At 59.8% G+C, this 15,683-nt stretch carries 16 protein-coding genes and 1 pseudogene; 9 read left to right on the forward strand and 8 right to left on the reverse strand.

Features of this window, described 5'->3' with window-relative positions:
- Positions 1-8 precede the first annotated feature (8 nt).
- Positions 9-1,358, reverse strand: coding sequence for an MFS transporter (locus tag AC1Q6I_RS20400; protein WP_024074934.1), 1,350 nt, complete (start codon positions 1,356-1,358; stop codon positions 9-11).
- Positions 1,359-1,679: 321 nt separating this feature from the next.
- On the opposite strand from AC1Q6I_RS20400, the gene AC1Q6I_RS20405 reads away from it, so the two are divergent.
- Positions 1,680-2,384, forward strand: a complete 705-nt coding sequence (locus AC1Q6I_RS20405; protein ID WP_024074935.1) for a FadR/GntR family transcriptional regulator — start codon at positions 1,680-1,682, stop codon at positions 2,382-2,384.
- A gap of 54 nt (positions 2,385-2,438) precedes the next feature.
- Here AC1Q6I_RS20405 and AC1Q6I_RS20410 read toward each other — a convergent pair whose 3' ends face one another.
- Complete coding sequence (locus tag AC1Q6I_RS20410; protein WP_256581227.1) at positions 2,439-3,026, reverse strand: TetR/AcrR family transcriptional regulator; 588 nt, start codon at positions 3,024-3,026, stop codon at positions 2,439-2,441.
- Positions 3,027-3,217: 191 nt separating this feature from the next.
- On the opposite strand from AC1Q6I_RS20410, the gene AC1Q6I_RS20415 reads away from it, so the two are divergent.
- A complete protein-coding gene (locus tag AC1Q6I_RS20415) occupies positions 3,218-3,805 on the forward strand; it encodes a LysE family translocator (protein ID WP_024074937.1) in 588 nt (195 codons plus the stop codon).
- Here AC1Q6I_RS20415 and AC1Q6I_RS20420 read toward each other — a convergent pair.
- Positions 3,747-4,640 carry an AraC family transcriptional regulator gene (locus tag AC1Q6I_RS20420; RefSeq protein ID WP_024074938.1) on the reverse strand — a complete coding sequence of 298 codons (894 nt, stop codon included), beginning with the start codon at positions 4,638-4,640 and terminating at the stop codon, positions 3,747-3,749. The genes AC1Q6I_RS20415 and AC1Q6I_RS20420 overlap by 59 nt on opposite strands.
- Positions 4,641-4,792: 152 nt before the next feature.
- Here AC1Q6I_RS20420 and AC1Q6I_RS20425 point away from each other — a divergent pair, with 152 nt between their 5' ends.
- Together AC1Q6I_RS20425 and AC1Q6I_RS20430 are read left to right on the forward strand one after the other, a co-directional pair.
- Positions 4,793-5,350 carry a hypothetical protein gene (locus AC1Q6I_RS20425; protein WP_069076416.1) on the forward strand — a complete coding sequence of 186 codons (558 nt, stop codon included), beginning with the start codon at positions 4,793-4,795 and terminating at the stop codon, positions 5,348-5,350.
- A 107-nt stretch (positions 5,351-5,457) separates the two neighbouring features.
- Positions 5,458-5,988 carry a GNAT family N-acetyltransferase gene (locus AC1Q6I_RS20430; RefSeq protein WP_024074940.1) on the forward strand — a complete coding sequence of 177 codons (531 nt, stop codon included), beginning with the start codon at positions 5,458-5,460 and terminating at the stop codon, positions 5,986-5,988.
- Between the two features lie 107 nt (positions 5,989-6,095).
- On the opposite strand, the gene AC1Q6I_RS20435 is transcribed toward AC1Q6I_RS20430, so the two are convergent.
- The 3 genes from AC1Q6I_RS20435 to AC1Q6I_RS20445 all read right to left on the reverse strand — a co-directional run bounded on the left by AC1Q6I_RS20435 (position 6,096) and on the right by AC1Q6I_RS20445 (position 7,909).
- The gene (locus AC1Q6I_RS20435) at positions 6,096-6,587 is read right to left on the reverse strand and encodes a GNAT family N-acetyltransferase (RefSeq protein ID WP_024074941.1); all 492 of its coding nucleotides are present in this window, start codon (positions 6,585-6,587) and stop codon (positions 6,096-6,098) included.
- 109 nt (positions 6,588-6,696) lie between these two features.
- Entirely contained in the window at positions 6,697-7,566 is an 870-nt protein-coding gene (locus AC1Q6I_RS20440) for an AraC family transcriptional regulator (protein WP_069076414.1), read from the reverse strand.
- A gap of 196 nt (positions 7,567-7,762) precedes the next feature.
- Entirely contained in the window at positions 7,763-7,909 is a 147-nt protein-coding gene (locus AC1Q6I_RS20445; protein ID WP_024074943.1) for a hypothetical protein, read from the reverse strand.
- A gap of 417 nt (positions 7,910-8,326) precedes the next feature.
- Here AC1Q6I_RS20445 and AC1Q6I_RS20450 point away from each other — a divergent pair, with 417 nt between their 5' ends.
- From AC1Q6I_RS20450 to AC1Q6I_RS20460, 3 genes are all read left to right on the forward strand, one after another.
- Positions 8,327-8,833: a sigma-70 family RNA polymerase sigma factor gene (locus AC1Q6I_RS20450; protein WP_102624796.1), complete on the forward strand. Its 507-nt coding sequence runs from the start codon at positions 8,327-8,329 to the stop codon at positions 8,831-8,833.
- A complete protein-coding gene (locus AC1Q6I_RS20455; protein ID WP_102624795.1) occupies positions 8,830-9,792 on the forward strand; it encodes a FecR domain-containing protein in 963 nt (320 codons plus the stop codon). The genes AC1Q6I_RS20450 and AC1Q6I_RS20455 overlap by 4 nt, the downstream gene beginning before the upstream one ends.
- A 98-nt stretch (positions 9,793-9,890) precedes the next feature.
- Positions 9,891-12,314, forward strand: a complete 2,424-nt coding sequence (locus tag AC1Q6I_RS20460) for a TonB-dependent siderophore receptor (RefSeq protein WP_069076411.1) — start codon at positions 9,891-9,893, stop codon at positions 12,312-12,314.
- A 106-nt stretch (positions 12,315-12,420) separates the two neighbouring features.
- On the opposite strand, the gene AC1Q6I_RS20465 is transcribed toward AC1Q6I_RS20460, so the two are convergent.
- Positions 12,421-13,308 carry a LysR substrate-binding domain-containing protein gene (locus AC1Q6I_RS20465; RefSeq protein ID WP_102624794.1) on the reverse strand — a complete coding sequence of 296 codons (888 nt, stop codon included), beginning with the start codon at positions 13,306-13,308 and terminating at the stop codon, positions 12,421-12,423.
- Positions 13,309-13,434: 126 nt separating this feature from the next.
- Between AC1Q6I_RS20465 and AC1Q6I_RS20470 the strand changes: the two genes are divergently transcribed.
- Together AC1Q6I_RS20470 and AC1Q6I_RS20475 are read left to right on the forward strand one after the other, a co-directional pair.
- Positions 13,435-13,944: a sugar ABC transporter gene (locus tag AC1Q6I_RS20470; RefSeq protein WP_168233563.1), complete on the forward strand. Its 510-nt coding sequence runs from the start codon at positions 13,435-13,437 to the stop codon at positions 13,942-13,944.
- Entirely contained in the window at positions 13,941-14,795 is an 855-nt protein-coding gene (locus AC1Q6I_RS20475; protein WP_024074949.1) for an MBL fold metallo-hydrolase, read from the forward strand. The genes AC1Q6I_RS20470 and AC1Q6I_RS20475 overlap by 4 nt, the downstream gene beginning before the upstream one ends.
- A 582-nt stretch (positions 14,796-15,377) precedes the next feature.
- On the opposite strand, the pseudogene AC1Q6I_RS20480 reads toward AC1Q6I_RS20475, so the two are convergent.
- Positions 15,378-15,683, reverse strand: a pseudogene (locus AC1Q6I_RS20480) (hypothetical protein); the annotation flags it as partial.

Here is a 15,683-nt window from a genome sequence, read left to right on the forward strand (position 1 = left end):
ACGCTTCCTTATTTGCTCAAGACGGGGGCGGGGTGCGGCACGCTGGGGGTGTGGGCGCCTGGCAGGGTCTTGGCGAAAAACACCAGGATCGCCGCGAGGATCGAGGTGCCGGCCAGCCCATATAAACCGCCCTGGATCGACCCGGTGGTCTGTTCCAGGAAACCGAAGGTCGTGGGCGCGACAAACCCGCCAAGGTTGCCAATCGAGTTGATCAACGCAATCACTGCCGCCGCGATGCGTGCATCCAGGTAACCCTGGGGGATCGGCCAGAACAGTGACGACGCCGACTTGAAGCCAATCGCCGCAAAACAGATGGCGACAAACGCAAAGATCGGTCCGCCGGTGGTGGAGAAAAACATGCCCGCCGCTGCAATCAACAGCGCCGTGGCCACCCACGCCTGCTGGTGCTTGTACTTGCCGGCCAGCGCCGCGAATGAGTACATGGCGATGATCGAGATCAGCCAGGGGATGGAGTTGTAGAAGCCCACCTGGATATCACTCAGGTCGCCCATTTTCTTGATGATGCTCGGCAGCCAGAAGGTGGCGGCGTAGATGGTCAGCTGGATGCAGAAATACAGCGCGCAGAACAGCATGATCTGGCGGTCCTTGAGCAGCTTGCCCAGGCTCGGCTTGACCGTGGTGGCGGCGTCACGCTCGCGTTGTTCGCGCTCGATTTCGCCCACCAGTGCGTCCTGTTCCTCACGGCTGAGCCACTTGGCGTCGTGGGGCTTGGAGTCGAGCCAGAACCACACGAAAAAGCACAGCAGCACCGAGGCCATGCCTTCGATGATGTACATCCATTGCCAGCCATGCAGGCCCAGCCCGGTGATTTGCAGCAGCACCCCGGACAGCGGGCCGGAGATCAGCGAAGCCAGGGCCGAGCCGCTGAGGAAGATCGCAATCGCCTTGCCGCGCTCCACCCCAGGCAACCAGCGGGTGAAGTAGTAGATCACTCCCGGAAAGAACCCGGCCTCGGCCACCCCCAGCAGAAAACGCAGGATGTAGAAGTGGGTTTCGTTCTGGATAAAGGCCATCAGGGTTGCGGTGATGCCCCAGGTGAACATGATGCGGGTCAGCCAGATACGCGCGCCGACTTTTTGCAGCAGCAGGTTGGAGGGGACTTCGAACAAGGCATAGCCGATAAAGAACAAGCCGGCACCGAAACCATAGGCGGCCGCGCCGATGCCCAGGTCGTGTTCCATGTGGGTGCGCACGAAGCCGATATTGACGCGATCGATGTAGTTGACGATGAACATGATCACGAACAGTGGGAGCACATGGCTCTTCACTTTCTTGATCGCGCGGGCCAGGACGGGGTCGAGGGCAGGCGCAGCTGTCGCAGGGCTGGAAGGGGTCACGAGGTAGAACTCCCACTGATTATTGTTGTGCGGGGATGGGTTCAGGGGTTGTCGGAGAGGTCTGACAACTTGATAGACATCATACAACTTGGATTTTCGATGTGGCAACGTAAATTTCAGTTGTCTGCACCCTGTGTGGAAGCCGGTTTCCCTCGAATAACATCGATATTGCGGGAGGTATGCGCTGCGGGACTTTCCCCGCAGGCAAGTCGGTCCGGTAAAAAAACGCAGCATCGCAAAGGATAAGTTTGTTTGTTGTCATACAAGTTGGTGGCGATCGAGGGTGTTAGTATTGGCCGAGTCCCATGCATGGAATGACCGATGCTCAACAACCCCCCTCGCAAGCGCTCCCAGGGCCTGGCCCATGACATCGTCACCGCGCTGACCCAGCGCATCCTCCTTGGCCAAATGCTGCCGGGCGAGAGGTTGCCCTCCGAATCCGCCATCGTCGGCGAGTACGGCGTCAGCCGCACGGTCGTGCGCGAGGCATTGTCGAAACTGCAGGCGGCCGGGCTGGTGGAAACCCGGCATGGCGTGGGCACATTTGTGCTGGCGCGCGACGAGCGCCAGGGCCTGCACCTGACCCATGACACCGCCGTCAGCGTGCGCGGCATCCTCGAATTGCGCATGGGCCTGGAAACCCAGGCCGCCGCCCTGGCCGCCTTGCGCCGCAGCGACGCGCAATTGCAGCAGATGCGCCAGGCCCTCGACGATTACCAGGACTCACTCGGCAACCAGGACAGCAGCAGCGTCGAGCCCGATGTGCGTTTTCACCAATTGATCGCCCAGGCCACCGGCAACACCTACTTCACCGACGTGATCCAGCACCTGGGCAATTCAGTGATTCCGCGTGCGCGCATCAATGCCCAGGAGCGCGGCGATGCGGACTTGATGAAGCTGGGGCAGTTGGCCAACCTGGAACATGAGGCGATCCTCAACGCCATCCGCCGCCAGGACCCTGACGCGGCACGCGCAGCGATGCTGCTGCATTTGAGCAACAGCCTGGCGCGCATGACCGGCGAGTAAGCCAGTGTGCAGCCCGGTCCCCATGCTCACTCCAGTTGAATGGCCGCACGTCCGTCACGTCGAGGGTGCGTCTACCAACTGCTGAAAGAGCGGTGTCAGCAAGTCAATCAACACCTGCGGGTCAGCCTTGACCAGTGCCGACAACGCCAGTTGCTGGTGCATCACCTGAAAGCCCGCCACCAGCGCCATCGCCAGCGCCGCGCGTTCTTGCGCGTGCGCGCCCTTGAGCGTCGCGGCCATGCTCGGCTGTTGACTGTTTTCCAGCTGCGCGCGGCCAATCGCCGCTGCGCGTGGGCTCGACGCCGAATGCAGCAGGAGCAGCCAACCTTCCAGCGACGCGCTGCTGTCGTCGCTGATGCTCACCAGTGCCGTCGCCAGGGTGCGCCCGAGGTTGTCCGCACGCAGATGGCCGTCGGCGGGAATAAGCGGGCGAGCCAGGGTGTCGGCGACAACGTCGGCGAACAACTGCTCCTTGGAACTGAAGTAGCGGTCGACCAGCGCCGTGGTCAGGCCCGCGCCGACGGCGATGTCGTGCACGGTAGCGGCGTCATAGCCCGAGCGGGCGAACACCTTGCGCGCAGACAGCAAAATGGCGTCGCGGGTGACGGCGGCATCGCGCCGGCGAGGAATCGGGTTTGGCATTGGCATCCTGACGTGGCTGGGATCGGTCGGCGCACAGTGGGGGCGCGGCGACAGGGTACAGGGTCTATTTACCGTCAAGGAAGCCCAACCGGGGCGCATTTGAGGCGCCAGGGTCATTTTGTTCAATACCGCGTTGGCCTGGCCCTTTACCGTGAAGTCATCTTCGCTTGGCATGACAAAAAGGAACTGCAATGAGCTTGATCATTTCCATGGCGGCCTTCGCTCTGGCTACCTCCATCACCCCGGGCCCGGTCAATGTGGTTGCGCTCAGTTCAGGCGCGCGCTTCGGGTTTGCCGCCAGCCAGAAACACGTGTTCGGCGCCGCCACAGGTTTTACGTTGCTATTGGTGCTGATCGGCCTGGGGCTGCATGAAGTCCTGGTGCGCTGGCCGATCCTGACTCAGTTGATCCAGTGGGGCGGGGTGGCCTTCCTGTTGTACATGGCGTGGAAGCTGGCGGTGGACGATGGCCGGCTGGACGCCGACGGCTCGGCCACCGCGCCGTCGATGCTCTATGGCGCGATCATGCAATGGCTCAACCCGAAAGCCTGGCTGGCCTGCGTGGCGGGGATGGGCTTGTTTGTCGCCGATGGCGACGCCCGGCAAGTGTGGTTGTTTGCCGGGCTCTACCTGGTGATCTGCTACCTGTCGGTAGCGTGCTGGGCCTATGCCGGTACGTTCTTGCGCCGCTACCTCGGCAACCCGCACGGCGTGCGCCTGTTCAACCGCTCAATGGCCGCGTTGCTGGTGGCCAGTGTGGGTTATTTGCTGATGGCTTGAGCAAGTCGCGGTACTGCCCGGGCGTGGCCGCGAAATGCTGTTTGAAGGTGCGCTGGAAATGCGCCTGGTCGGCAAAGCCGGCAGCCAAGGCCACATCGGCGATCAACTCACCCTTGCGCAATTGGGTACGGGCAAACTGGATGCGCCGGTTCACCAGGAAGGCATGGGGCGTCAACCCGTAATACTGCTTGAAGGCGCGGATCAGATAAGACGGCGACAGCTCGGCGGCCAGGCAGATGTCTTCCAGTTTCAAGGCCTCGGTGCAGTGCGTGCGGATGTACTCGGCGGCCCGCTCCAGCTTGTGGTTGACCTCCCGCACGGGGGCCGGCGAAGGGTTCAGGCGCTGTTGCACTTCCGTGAAGTAACTCACCAGCACGCTCTGTTTGTGCAGCAATTCGGCCTGCTCATCCAGCAGCACCTGGTACAGCTCGATCAGGCCCTTGTACAGCACCGGGTCGCGGGTGTGCGGCGCACTGAACGGGCGATACCCCTGGTCGGTACTGAACCCCAGTTGGTATTGCAGGTCGGTCAGCCACGGGGTGTCGAGGTAGAGCATGTGATACGACCAGGGCTGGTCATGGATCGGGTTGCACGCGTGCACATCGCCGGGGTTCATCAACACCACGGTGCCGGCGCTGATCTGGAAGGTCTGCGCGCCATAGTGGTAATAGCTGCGCCCGGTGGTGATCGCACCGATGGAAAAATGCTCGTGGGAGTGGCGGGTGTAGGTGACCTTGCGCCCGTCGGCAATGGTCCGCGCTTCGATGAACGGCAGACGCTCGTCACGCCAGAAGCGCGGTGCTTGCGCCGGGTGGGTGGTGGTGTTCAGCGACATGGCGGTGGCTCCATCCCTCGAGAGATCGAGAGGCGATGATTACACAGCCCGGCGAGGCACCGCCATGGTTGTCAGTGTTCGGGCGCGATGGTTATTCAAGAAAACAAAAGTGCTGTCGATAGGATCTCATCGCCCACAAGGACCGTTACCCGATGAAACTGCTGAAACTTGCCGCCGTATTGACCTTGCCACTGCTCGGCGCCTGCTCCGACTACCACTACAAAAACTACCAGGGCGACTGGGCCCCGGAAAAACTCCACCCCGTCGACCTGTCCAACGGCGCCCCCAACCCCGCGCTGGTGTACTTCGATACCTGGCGCGAACGTGAACTGGGCGTGCCATTTCACCGCCTGGCCTTGGCGTTCGAAGTCGATGGTGTGCCCTTGCCCGGCGCTGGCCGTCACTCGATCCTCAACGTGACCGGCGAACAGGCACTGAAGCTCAGCCCTGGCAAACATTCGCTGCGCTGGTGCAACGTGTCGATGAATGCCCTGGGCACTGGCGGTGCGTTCTGTAATGAAGGCGCCGACGACGTGGAGTTCAAGGCCGGGCAGCGTTATGTGGTGACCTACCGCCTGAGTGCAAGCACCCAGGGGGTCGGGCCCAACTACAGTACCCAGTACCACACCTATTCCAGCATCCGGAACCTGGATACCCAGGAAATCATCTACCCGCCTGCCGGTACGGGGACGTTAATCTCTAACCCGTAAAAACCTTACTACTCAGCCTTGCCGGTGAGTGAGGTGAATGAGCCCCACAATAGGCGCGAACGTGTTCGCGCCTACAAAAAACTATCCCGTATCGAGCCCATGCCGCAATGACCTACCTGATCCGCGACGCCATTCCCCAGGATGCCCTGTGTATCGGCGTGCTGGGCATGCAGGTCTTCCTCGACACCTATGCCACCGAAGGTATACGGACTTCCATCGCCACCGAAGCGCTGCAAGCCTTTGCGCCGCAGACCATCGCACGGCTGATCAGCGAGCCGGGGATTGCGCTGGTGGTGGCTGAATCCGGCGGTCACCTCGTCGGCTTTGCCCAACTCAAGTTACGCGCCGGCCACCCGCTGATTCCAGGGCCCGACGTGGCCGAACTGCAACGCCTGTACATCCAGGAACGCTTTACCGGCCGGGGCATCGGCTATCAACTGCTGCAAGCGGCGGAAGAACGTGCGCGGCTGGGGGGCGCGACGTTAGTGTGGGCGACGGTGTGGGTGGGTAATGAGCGGGCGCTGGGGTTCTACCCTCGGCGCGGGTACGAGCTGCTCGGTTCGCCGACGTATACCTTCCAGGGCGAAACCCATGAGAACCGGTTGTTCGGTAAAGCCCTGACGATCACAGCGCTTTAGACAGAAACACCCGGCTGCTAATCCGAGTCCTGGACATCAAGGCATTCCGAGTCAATTCGTGGTGCCTGGCTGGATGCTGCAAACGGGATTGGTTTCACGGGGCTCCATTAAAAAGCCATCACCATCTCATGCCACGCCATCCCGCCGTGATCCGAGGGCGAAGGCTGCACATAGCGGTAGCCCATGCGCGTGTACAACGGCACATGGCGCTCTTTGCACATCAGGTGAATGGTCTGCTTGCCCATGGCCCGCATACGTTGCACAAATTCGGTCATCAGCAGCGTGGAATAGCCCTTGCCCTGATGCGCCGGGTCGACCACCACCGACATGATCACCACATTCGGCGCCTCGGGCGAATGGCCCACCAGCTCCTTGAACGCCTCGTCCGACATCACCACCTGATGGGCACATCCACAATTGATAAAACCCACCACCTCGCCAGCGGCCTCCAGGATCAAAAAACCTTGCGGGTATTGCGCAATACGCGTGGCGATTTTCTCCAGCGTCGCGGCTTCGTCGCCCTCATAGGCGCTGATTTCGATATCAAAGCAACGGGCGGCGTCGGCGGGCAGGGCGTTGCGGAAGGTGAGGGCGGGCATGGTCTTTCCTGAGGCGTTTAGCGAAAGGCCACATCATAGCGGTGCGCCAATAACACCGCCATCGCGGCCTTGGATGGGCATTCTTCACTCTACCGGCGGTAAAGCGCCACTATTGCAATGGCACATAAATATCGGTCTGCCATTGATCCTGCGGTGTTTCGGGGAAGATGCTCAGGTACTCGAAAAACAATGGCTGGTCTCGAAGCTCTTCGCCGCTGCCAGGGAGCCAGTCACGATAGATCGGATAGATCGACTCTGCGATGTGATCCGGCGAACCCACATGACGCACCACCACACAGCGCCCACCCGGGATGACGCGTTCAGTGACGCCGAACGCATTTGCTGCCAGCGGCGCGTGGATCTCGCCGCAAATGGCAAACCGGAACTCATCGGCCGGGGTGGTATCAGGATTGCCGAAAGGAATACCGAAGCTGCGACTGGAAGCTACCGGCGATTGCCCGCTCTGCATGCGCCAGGCGATGAATGACTGCACGCTTTCATCCACGCGCTCTGGGTCGCCGAGGTGCTCTAATGCAGCAACCCTGACGGAATGAAACTCAACTATTCGTACCTGCATGATGATGCTCCTGGAAAAATGAGGGACGCTGAACACCCCACGCCAGACCTGCCAATTCGGCCGCTTTCTGAATGCGCTCGGCGCCATGCCGAACGCTCGCCTGAACGCCCTGGAAAAGGCTTCTGGGCTTTCAAAGCCCGCCCCCGATGCGGCCTCCAGCACCGAATAGTCAGCGCGGGAAGACAAGTCATGCGCCGCGCGTCGTAGACGCATCAGCTGCACATAGCGCGCAACAGGCATGCCCACAAACGCGGTGAACTGCCGATGGAAGTGAAACGCCGAAAAATACGCCACTTGGCTCAGCGTCTTCACCGACAAGTCGCCTTCAAGATTCGCGTCGATATAGGCGAGTACGGCGTCGAAGCGTTTTGTGTAGGCGGCGTTGCCTGGCAAGTCAGACACGGGTTGGAAACTCCGGGATGTGCGCTGGACGATAGGATCGACTATACCCACATGCCTGCGCCTAGCCGTACTTGCTCAAGTGTATAGAAGCGGACTCCCAGACGTGCGCGGTGCCGGCCATCATATAGTTGCCGCCTGAACGACAGCTCCCGGCACATAGATCAAGCCGGATGGCTGAGAACTACCGGAGCCATGATCACTCCTGGCGCTCAGTGAGCTTTTTTTGCTCTTGCTTGAATTGCTCATGCCAGCGCACCAGCGCATCTGCCCCATCCGATGCCTGCGCGGCCAGTGGAGTCGACACGATAGTGCCGAAAAGCGCCCAAATAAGAAGTTGCTTCATTTCATCTCACCCTGGTTGTTTGAACTGAAACGGGTGCGGATATCCGCGTTTCCCGTCCAGCCAGCGCCGCATGATCGGTTGAGTCTCGCCGTCGGCAATGGCCTTGATGAGGATGGTAGGGACTGCTGGGGCTTGCCGATATTGAGTATGCTGCCAAGATATAATCAAATTCGGACAACTGAGGCGGGGCCCCGGTTGATCAATTCGAACTGGACGGTTTCGAGCCGCCCGCGGTGGCGTTGAGGCTGGGGAGTCAGCGAAACGACACGGAATTTCCTGCCCACACGCACCGCAAGGTCACCGGGTCGTAGTTTGATTGGCGGAGAATTCCACCGCGAAACATGTGTAAACGCTGTACAACCCTCCGCCGGACCAATAAGATGAGAAGCGTTATCATTCACGCCTCGCGAGCCTCACATGCAGGATGCCAGCCCAATATCGTCCGTCGAACAGTTGTACGAGAATCATCACGGCTGGCTGCAGGGCTGGCTGAACCGGCGATTGGGGCAGAGTGCCGATGCCGAGGACCTGGCCCACGACACGTTCATCCGCGTGCTGCGCGCGCCTCAGCAGGTGCGCGAGTTGCGCCAGCCCATGGCGTTTCTCGCAGCAATTGCCAATGGACTGCTGATCAATCGCTGGCGCCGCCAGGAGATTGAGCGGGCTTATCTTGAAGCGTTGGCTGCTCGACCCGAAGGGGTGGAATCGTCACCCGAGGCCCGCTATCTGGTGATCGAAACCTTGTTGCAACTCGACTCGTTGCTGATTGGCCTACCTGCGCGCGTACGACAGGTTTTCTTTATGTCTCAGCTCGACGGCCTGACGTATCCACAGATCGCTGCGCAGTTGGGGCTGACCGTGGCCCAAGTGCAAAGGGCCATGGGTAAAGCCTTCAGTGTTTGCTATGCGAGCCGTTTCGAATGAGGTCCGACATTAGTCCGCAGGTGCGCGATACCGCCATTGATTGGCTTGTCAGGATGCAGTCCGGGTTGATGAATGCGCCTGATCTGGAGGCATTGCGGTGTTGGCGCGAGGCGAGCGATGAGCATGAACATGCCTGGCAACGTGTCGCCAGCTTGCCGTTATTGCAGCAGCCTGGCGCAAATCTTTTGCGCGATGCCACCGCGCGCAGGGCACTGGAATCGGCCGGGCCGGACATGCAGAAACGTCGGCAGGTACTCAAGCGCCTGTTGATCCTGGGGGCGGTTGGCGGGGTTGCCTGGCAAGGCGCGGGCTCCACGCCGGTGCGCGCTGCACTGGCGAACTACCGCACAGGAACGGGCGAGCGTCACCAGTGGGCCCTGGTTGATGGCAGCTCGCTGTGGCTGAACACGGCCAGCGCCGTGAACCTGGATTTTACTGACCAAGTGCGGCGCATCCAGATGATCGAGGGTGAGTTGGCCTTGCGTGTTCGGGCAGAGTCGCGCTCGCTGCAACTGATCACACCGGACGCGATCCTGCAGAGTCGCGACGCGTATTTGCAGGTGCGCCATGATCGGCAGGGCACACAGGTGACGGTACTGGAAGGCCAGGTGCAGGTGCACTCACGAGGCCAACAAGCGCCATCCTCGTTCGAGGCTGGATGGCAGGCACGCGTGGACCGCTTCGGGATTGGCGTGCCAAACCGCGCCGATCTCCTGGTCTCCCAGGCTTGGTTGCGCGGAGTGCTGCCGGCGGATCGCCTGCGCCTGGATGCCCTGGTGGCGGAACTCTCGCGTTACCGTCCCGGTGTTTTACGTTGCCATGAGCAGGTGTCAGGGTTACGCCTCACCGGCAGTTTTTCGCTGGATGACACCGATGCAGCATTGACGCTGGTCGCTCGCACGCTGCCGGTGCGTATCGAGCGCATGACCCGGTATTGGGTTTCGATCGTACCCGCCTGAATTATTTTTTCCGCTGCGCGATAGTTTTTTCAAACTCGCTTGGCCTATAGGGATCACCCACCCGCCAGAGGTGGGTCTTAACCCCTTAGGAGCCCCGTATGACTTCACCTTCCCGCGCCCTGCGTGCCCGTACGCTTGGACTGTTGTTGCTCAGCGTGCAACCGCTTTGCAGCCTTCCTGTCTTTGCCGCCGGTAGTTCGCAGCATTACAGCATCGACGCAGGCCCCCTGGATGCCGCGCTGTCACGGTTTGGCGCGCAGGCGGGGATCACCATGGCGGGCAGCTCAACGCTGACGGCTGGCAAGAATACCCAGGGGCTGCAAGGCGATTTCAGTACTGAGGCCGGCTTGACGCAGCTCTTGCTCGGCTCGGGGCTGACCTATCAGCGCCAGGATGACGGTAGCCTGCTGCTGGTACCGAGCAGCAGCGACGTGCTGGAGTTGGCGCCGACCGCAATCAGTGGCACTGCGTACGACACCTCGCTGGGCCGCAACGATGGCCTGGTCGCCAGCCGAACCATGAGTGCCAACAAGACCGATACGTCGATCATGGAAACGCCTCAATCGATCAGTGTGGTCACCCGTAAGCAGATCGATGCTCAGCAGCCACAAAGCATCGGGCAGGTGCTGCGCTATACGGCGGGGGTCAATGGTGAAGCCAACGGCGTCGATACCCGGCGCGACACGATCAGTATTCGTGGCTTTGACGCGACAACGGGCGGTGGGATCTATCGTGATGGCCTGCGCCAGTACAGCTTTGCCAACCAGAGCCGTGCCGTGGGTGAAGTCTATGGACTGGAGCGAGTGGAAGTCCTGCGCGGGCCATCGTCGGTGCTCTACGGTCAGAGCTCACCGGGCGGCATGGTCAACGTGATCAGCAAGCGCCCCACCGATGAGCCGCTCCATGAACTGGTGGTGCAGGCAGGCAGTTTTGATCGCAAGCAATTGGCGGCGGACTTCGGCGGGCCGCTTAGCGATGATGGCGTCTTGAGTTATCGCCTCACCGGGCTGTGGCGAGAGAGCGGTACGCAAATCGACTACGCCCGTGATGACCGTCAATTCATCGCCCCGGCAATCAGTTGGCGGCCCTCGGAAGACACCTCGCTGACGGTTCTGGCGTCATTTCAAAAAGACCGCAATGTGCTGGGCTACTACGCCTTGCCACGGGTAGGCACCCTCGACAGCTCGCGTTACGGACGGATCGCCACGGATCGTTTTGTCGGCGACCCTGACTTCGACAAATATGACGTAGAACAGTGGTCACTGGGGTATCAGTTTGAGCATCACCTCAATGATATCTGGACATTCCGCCAAAACGCCCGTTACAGCCGTTCCTATCAGGAACAGCGCACGATTTACCAATATGGCCTGGATGACGACCAGCGCACAGTGGGCCGCTTCGGTTATCTGGGCCACGAAGAGGTGAAGAATGCGCTGCTCGATAACCACTTCCAAGCCCAGTGGAACGTCGGCCGTTTCGAACATACAACCTTGGTCGGGATCGATTTGCAGCACGCCAGCACCAACCAGTTGGGGGGCGGCAACGTGGTTGATCCACTGGATATCTATGCGCCGGTCTATCACCAGGACTACAGCGACCTGGACGCCTTCTACGACATCAACCAGCGTCGCCAGCTTGACCAGGTGGGTGTGTATCTCTCGGAGCAGCTCAAATTTGACGACCACTGGGTCTTCAATCTCGGTGGTCGCCAAGACTGGGCACGCTCGAAAACGATCCATTACGCCACCGATACGGCGGCAGACCTCAAGCAGCGCGATCACGCCTTCACGTGGCGGACCGGGGTGATGTACCTGGCAGACAACGGCGTGGCGCCCTATGCGAGCTATTCCGAGTCGTTTTTCCCTAACATCACGGCGGTGGCGCGTGACGGCAGTGCCTTCGAACCCGAAACCGGTCGCCAGTACGAAGTCGGGATCAAATTCCAGCCCAAGGGGAGTGACAGCTATGTGACCGTCTCGCTGTTCGACCTGACGCGGCAAAACGTGCTGACTGCCGATCCCGCCAACAATCGTTTCTCGGTGGCGACCGGAGAAATCCAGTCGCGCGGTATCGAACTGGAAAGCAAGGCGCAGTTGTCCGATGCTCTGGAGTTGATGGCCAACTACAGCTATTCACACCTTGAAATTACCCGCAGCAATACGGCCGATGAAAAAGGCAATCAACCTGGCAATACCCCTGAACAACTGGCCTCGCTGTGGTCGCAATACACCGTTCAGAGTGGTGCGCTATCGGGCTTGGCGATAGGAGGAGGGGTACGCTATGTCGGCCCCAGCTATATCGACTCGCAAAACAGCGAAGGCATTCCTCACTACACGCTGTTTGACGCCAGCCTAAGCTACGATCTGGGCAAGCTGTCTTCATCCTATGCAGGGGCGAAGCTCGCACTCAATGCGTCCAACCTGACCGACGAAACCTATGTTTCTCAGTGTGGCTACACCGGCGACAGCTGCAAATACGGGTATCGCCGAAATGTGACCGGGTCGTTGAGCTACAACTGGTAAGGCCTTGCGCTTGCTTGCGAAAGTTATCGATTGGTAATCGTCACCTTGGCGACCGGATCGGCAAGCAAGCGCAGTCGCCAGACAAGGACTCGATATGTGTATGCCTCTATTTCACCTGCGCTTGCTCCAACAGCCAATGCGCAAAGGCCTGGATGGGAGCGCGGCTTAGCTCAAGGGGGGCGGGTAACACGAGGCAGAACGTCTTGGCGATGTTCTTCTCCTGGGGCCATGGCGCAACCAGCCGGCCTTGCGCCAACTCTGCTTCCACGTACAGGTGCGGTACGAGTGCCACGCCGAGCCCCGCCAGTGCAGCCTCGATCAACATCGCGTGCAAATCGTAGCGCGCGCCCATCGCTGGGTTGCTCAGGACAATCCCGGTTTCCTGGGCATAGCGCTGCCACGCATCCGGGTTCTGTCGTCGGTGTAATCGCGGCAGTGAATCCAGAGCCGTTGCCTGCTCACCGGGATTCAGGAGAGCAGGGTGACAAACCGGAATTAATACTTCGTTCAACAGGTGGTGCGTGTGCATGCCTGTCCAGGCCGGATGCTCAAAATGGATGGCGGCATCAAAGCCACTCCCGGCAAGTACGAATGGCTCCATGCGTTCCGACAGGTGCACGCAGATATTCGGGTGTTGCGCGCAAAAGCCAGACAGCCTGGGAATTAGCCAGCGCAGGGCAAACGTTGGGCTGACGGCGATATCAAGGCTTGCGCCGTCGCTGGGCTGTCCCATCAGGTACTGGCTGTCCCTGTCGAGTCGGTCGAGGAGTTCGCGCACTTGGGCAGCGTAGCGCTCACCATTAGGTAAGAGCCGTACGCGGTTGCCAACGCGCTCGAATAGGGTGACGCCGAGAAAGGCTTCCAGGCGGCCTATCTGCCGACTGACGGCGCCTTCGGTCAGGGCCAACTCGTTTGCGGCACGGGCAAAACTGCCATGGCGGGCTGCTGTTTCAAAGGCTATCAAGGCAGCGTTACTCGGGAGCTTTCGACGCATGGGCTTTCCTGGTTCAAGTCAAAGCACCGACCTTGATGTTTAGTCACTGATGGGTGCCGAAAAGTCGTTTTATGGCTGCTTGGTGTGCCGCTAGCATGATGAAACATCAATAAGTGAAGTGCCATGATGATTTACACAGTCGAATGCAACTACGCCGATCCCGCCAGCGAAGCCGAGTGGAATGCGTTTTACAGCCTGGAAAAACTGCCCGCGTTGATCTCGGTGAGTGGTTTTAGCTCCTCACAGCGATTCAAAGCCTTGAGCGGCGATTGTCCGGCCTACTTGGCCCTGCATTCAGTCGACACGCTGGCCGTATTGCAGAGCGATGAGTACCGCCAAAAAGGGGGCGGCAACTTTTCCCGTTGGCAGTCGCACATCACTGATTGGAGACGCAACCTCTACGCCGGCCTGGACCGGGCAGTTGCCGTGGGCGCGGACGAATTCCTGTTGGTCAGTGAACAAGGTCCTCAAGTATTGATTGAGTCAGGCCTTACACCTATAGCGCTACACGCCGTTGCTTTGGACGGTACCCCTGCACACCGCTGGCTGGCCAAACTGGATTGCGCTCAGGCCAGGGCCATCGATCTGCCGGGACTGAATGTCTATCGTGCAATGACTGCGCAGTTACAGCCATGAGTCACGTGGACCTACCTCGTGGGAGACTCCCCAGCCAGCAAATTGGCGATTATTCAATCACAGCCATCAGCGACGGCTACCTGGGTGCTAGCCTGGATTTTCTAGCCAACATCACACCAACGGAAGCGGCCCGGCTTCAGTTAGCCGCCGGGATCAGCAATCCAGCCTCAATCCATATCAATTGTTATCTGGTGCGTGGGCGTGGTCGTACGATTCTGATCGACGCCGGGGCCGGAGGCTTCAAACAATGGGGCGGCGAGTTACTGGCCAATCTTGCAGTGGCTGGCGTGAAGCCCGGCGAAATAGACACGATTCTGCTGACCCACGCGCACCCCGACCACATCGGTGGCTTGTTGAACGCAGTGGGAGAGATGGCGTTCGTCAATGCTGAGTTGGTTGTGCACGAGCGAGAGCTAATGTTCTGGGAGGACGATGGCCATCTTGGCCAGGCCAGTGAACGCGCCCGTGGAAACTTCCTGTTTGCACGAAGGGTGTTCGAGCGGTACCGGAAAAACCTGCGCCCGTTCACCGTCAATGACGTATTGCCAGGCATCAGCGCGATGCCGTTGCCTGGGCATACCGTCGGGCACTGCGGATACTGCTTCGAGTCCGGGGTGGGCAACCTGCTGGTGTGGGGCGATATCGTTCACTTTCCTCAGATTCAGATTGCCCGCCCCGATGTCACGATTGCATTCGACCAGGACCCGCTGCTATCGGCGGCCACGCGAACGAGAGTGCTGGATGTTGCCAGTTCAGACAACTTGATGGTTGCTGGCATGCACTTGGGCTCGCTTGGCTTTGCTCATATCAAGCGCTGCGGTAACCGCTACGTCATTGCTTACGAAACGTGAGCCAATCCTGCTTCATTTACGATGCTCGTTAAAGACAATGATTAGGAAAGACATGAACTTGCATCCCGAACCTGAATACAACAACAGCGCTATCACCGCCTTTCACGTTCCGGACTCCGCCGATACTGCTCGATGGACGGCCTGCGAAGATCCCAGAGTAAACGAGCGGCTCTCAATATTCCTCAGGACGGGGGGCGATGGATCCTGGGCAGGGTTGTGGCTGGACGACCACGATCAGCAGCGAATCGTCCATCTTGGCTCGGGCTCAGTGGTGTGACCCCAATTTTTATCCTCCGGAAACGCTTTCGGCCAAAGGCATTGACGATAGGCACTTGATCGCGAGGTGCCTAATCTAGGCTTCGAAGTCACGACAGGGAAAAGGAAGTGGCAGGAGGCATCCAGCCCGTTTTCACACAACCTGGACCCAAGGCGTACAGGTGGTGAGGTACATCTGAACTTCGGTATCGATTGGGCAGAGGTGGCCACGAGGATAAGAAATCGTCAGGCGCTTTAACAACTAACGAGTTCAAGTGCGCGGGTCCAGCGTCGATGAAGAGCGGCTGGTCCCGCGTGACTCGGAGATCAACGCTTTATGGCATCACACTCGTTACGCAAGTTGCTGTCTTTAATGTTGCCGCAGCTTTGGCCATTGGTTTTGGCCTCGCAATAAGCGCGTTGATCGCTATCACGGATGTTGCCGCAGCTTTGACCGTTCATTTCCGCCGAGCAACTGGCCCGAAGGTCGTTGTCGCGAATATTGCCGCAGCTTTGGCCATTGGTTTTGGCCTCGCAATAAGCGCGTAGATCGCTGTCACGGATGTTGCCGCAGCTTTGACCGTTCATTTCCGCCGAGCAACTGGCCCGAAGGTCGTTGTCGCGAATATTGCC

It is taken from the genome of Pseudomonas sp. MPR-R2A5 (assembly GCF_058793055.1).

What these genes read in the sequence shown, in the direction of transcription:
- AC1Q6I_RS20460 (WP_069076411.1), top strand. Translation starts at nt 9,891, where the DNA reads ATGACTTCACCTTCCCGCGCCCTGCGTGCCCGTACGCTTGGACTGTTG.
- AC1Q6I_RS20405 (WP_024074935.1), top strand. Translation starts at nt 1,680, where the DNA reads ATGCTCAACAACCCCCCTCGCAAGCGCTCCCAGGGCCTGGCCCATGAC.
- AC1Q6I_RS20470 (WP_168233563.1), top strand. Translation starts at nt 13,435, where the DNA reads ATGATTTACACAGTCGAATGCAACTACGCCGATCCCGCCAGCGAAGCC.
- AC1Q6I_RS20475 (WP_024074949.1), top strand. Translation starts at nt 13,941, where the DNA reads ATGAGTCACGTGGACCTACCTCGTGGGAGACTCCCCAGCCAGCAAATT.
- AC1Q6I_RS20455 (WP_102624795.1), top strand. Translation starts at nt 8,830, where the DNA reads ATGAGGTCCGACATTAGTCCGCAGGTGCGCGATACCGCCATTGATTGG.
- AC1Q6I_RS20435 (WP_024074941.1), bottom strand. Translation starts at nt 6,587, where the DNA reads ATGCCCGCCCTCACCTTCCGCAACGCCCTGCCCGCCGACGCCGCCCGT.
- AC1Q6I_RS20450 (WP_102624796.1), top strand. Translation starts at nt 8,327, where the DNA reads ATGCAGGATGCCAGCCCAATATCGTCCGTCGAACAGTTGTACGAGAAT.
- AC1Q6I_RS20420 (WP_024074938.1), bottom strand. Translation starts at nt 4,640, where the DNA reads ATGTCGCTGAACACCACCACCCACCCGGCGCAAGCACCGCGCTTCTGG.
- AC1Q6I_RS20445 (WP_024074943.1), bottom strand. Translation starts at nt 7,909, where the DNA reads ATGAAGCAACTTCTTATTTGGGCGCTTTTCGGCACTATCGTGTCGACT.
- AC1Q6I_RS20415 (WP_024074937.1), top strand. Translation starts at nt 3,218, where the DNA reads ATGAGCTTGATCATTTCCATGGCGGCCTTCGCTCTGGCTACCTCCATC.
- AC1Q6I_RS20425 (WP_069076416.1), top strand. Translation starts at nt 4,793, where the DNA reads ATGAAACTGCTGAAACTTGCCGCCGTATTGACCTTGCCACTGCTCGGC.
- AC1Q6I_RS20430 (WP_024074940.1), top strand. Translation starts at nt 5,458, where the DNA reads ATGACCTACCTGATCCGCGACGCCATTCCCCAGGATGCCCTGTGTATC.
- AC1Q6I_RS20465 (WP_102624794.1), bottom strand. Translation starts at nt 13,308, where the DNA reads ATGCGTCGAAAGCTCCCGAGTAACGCTGCCTTGATAGCCTTTGAAACA.
- AC1Q6I_RS20410 (WP_256581227.1), bottom strand. Translation starts at nt 3,026, where the DNA reads ATGCCAAACCCGATTCCTCGCCGGCGCGATGCCGCCGTCACCCGCGAC.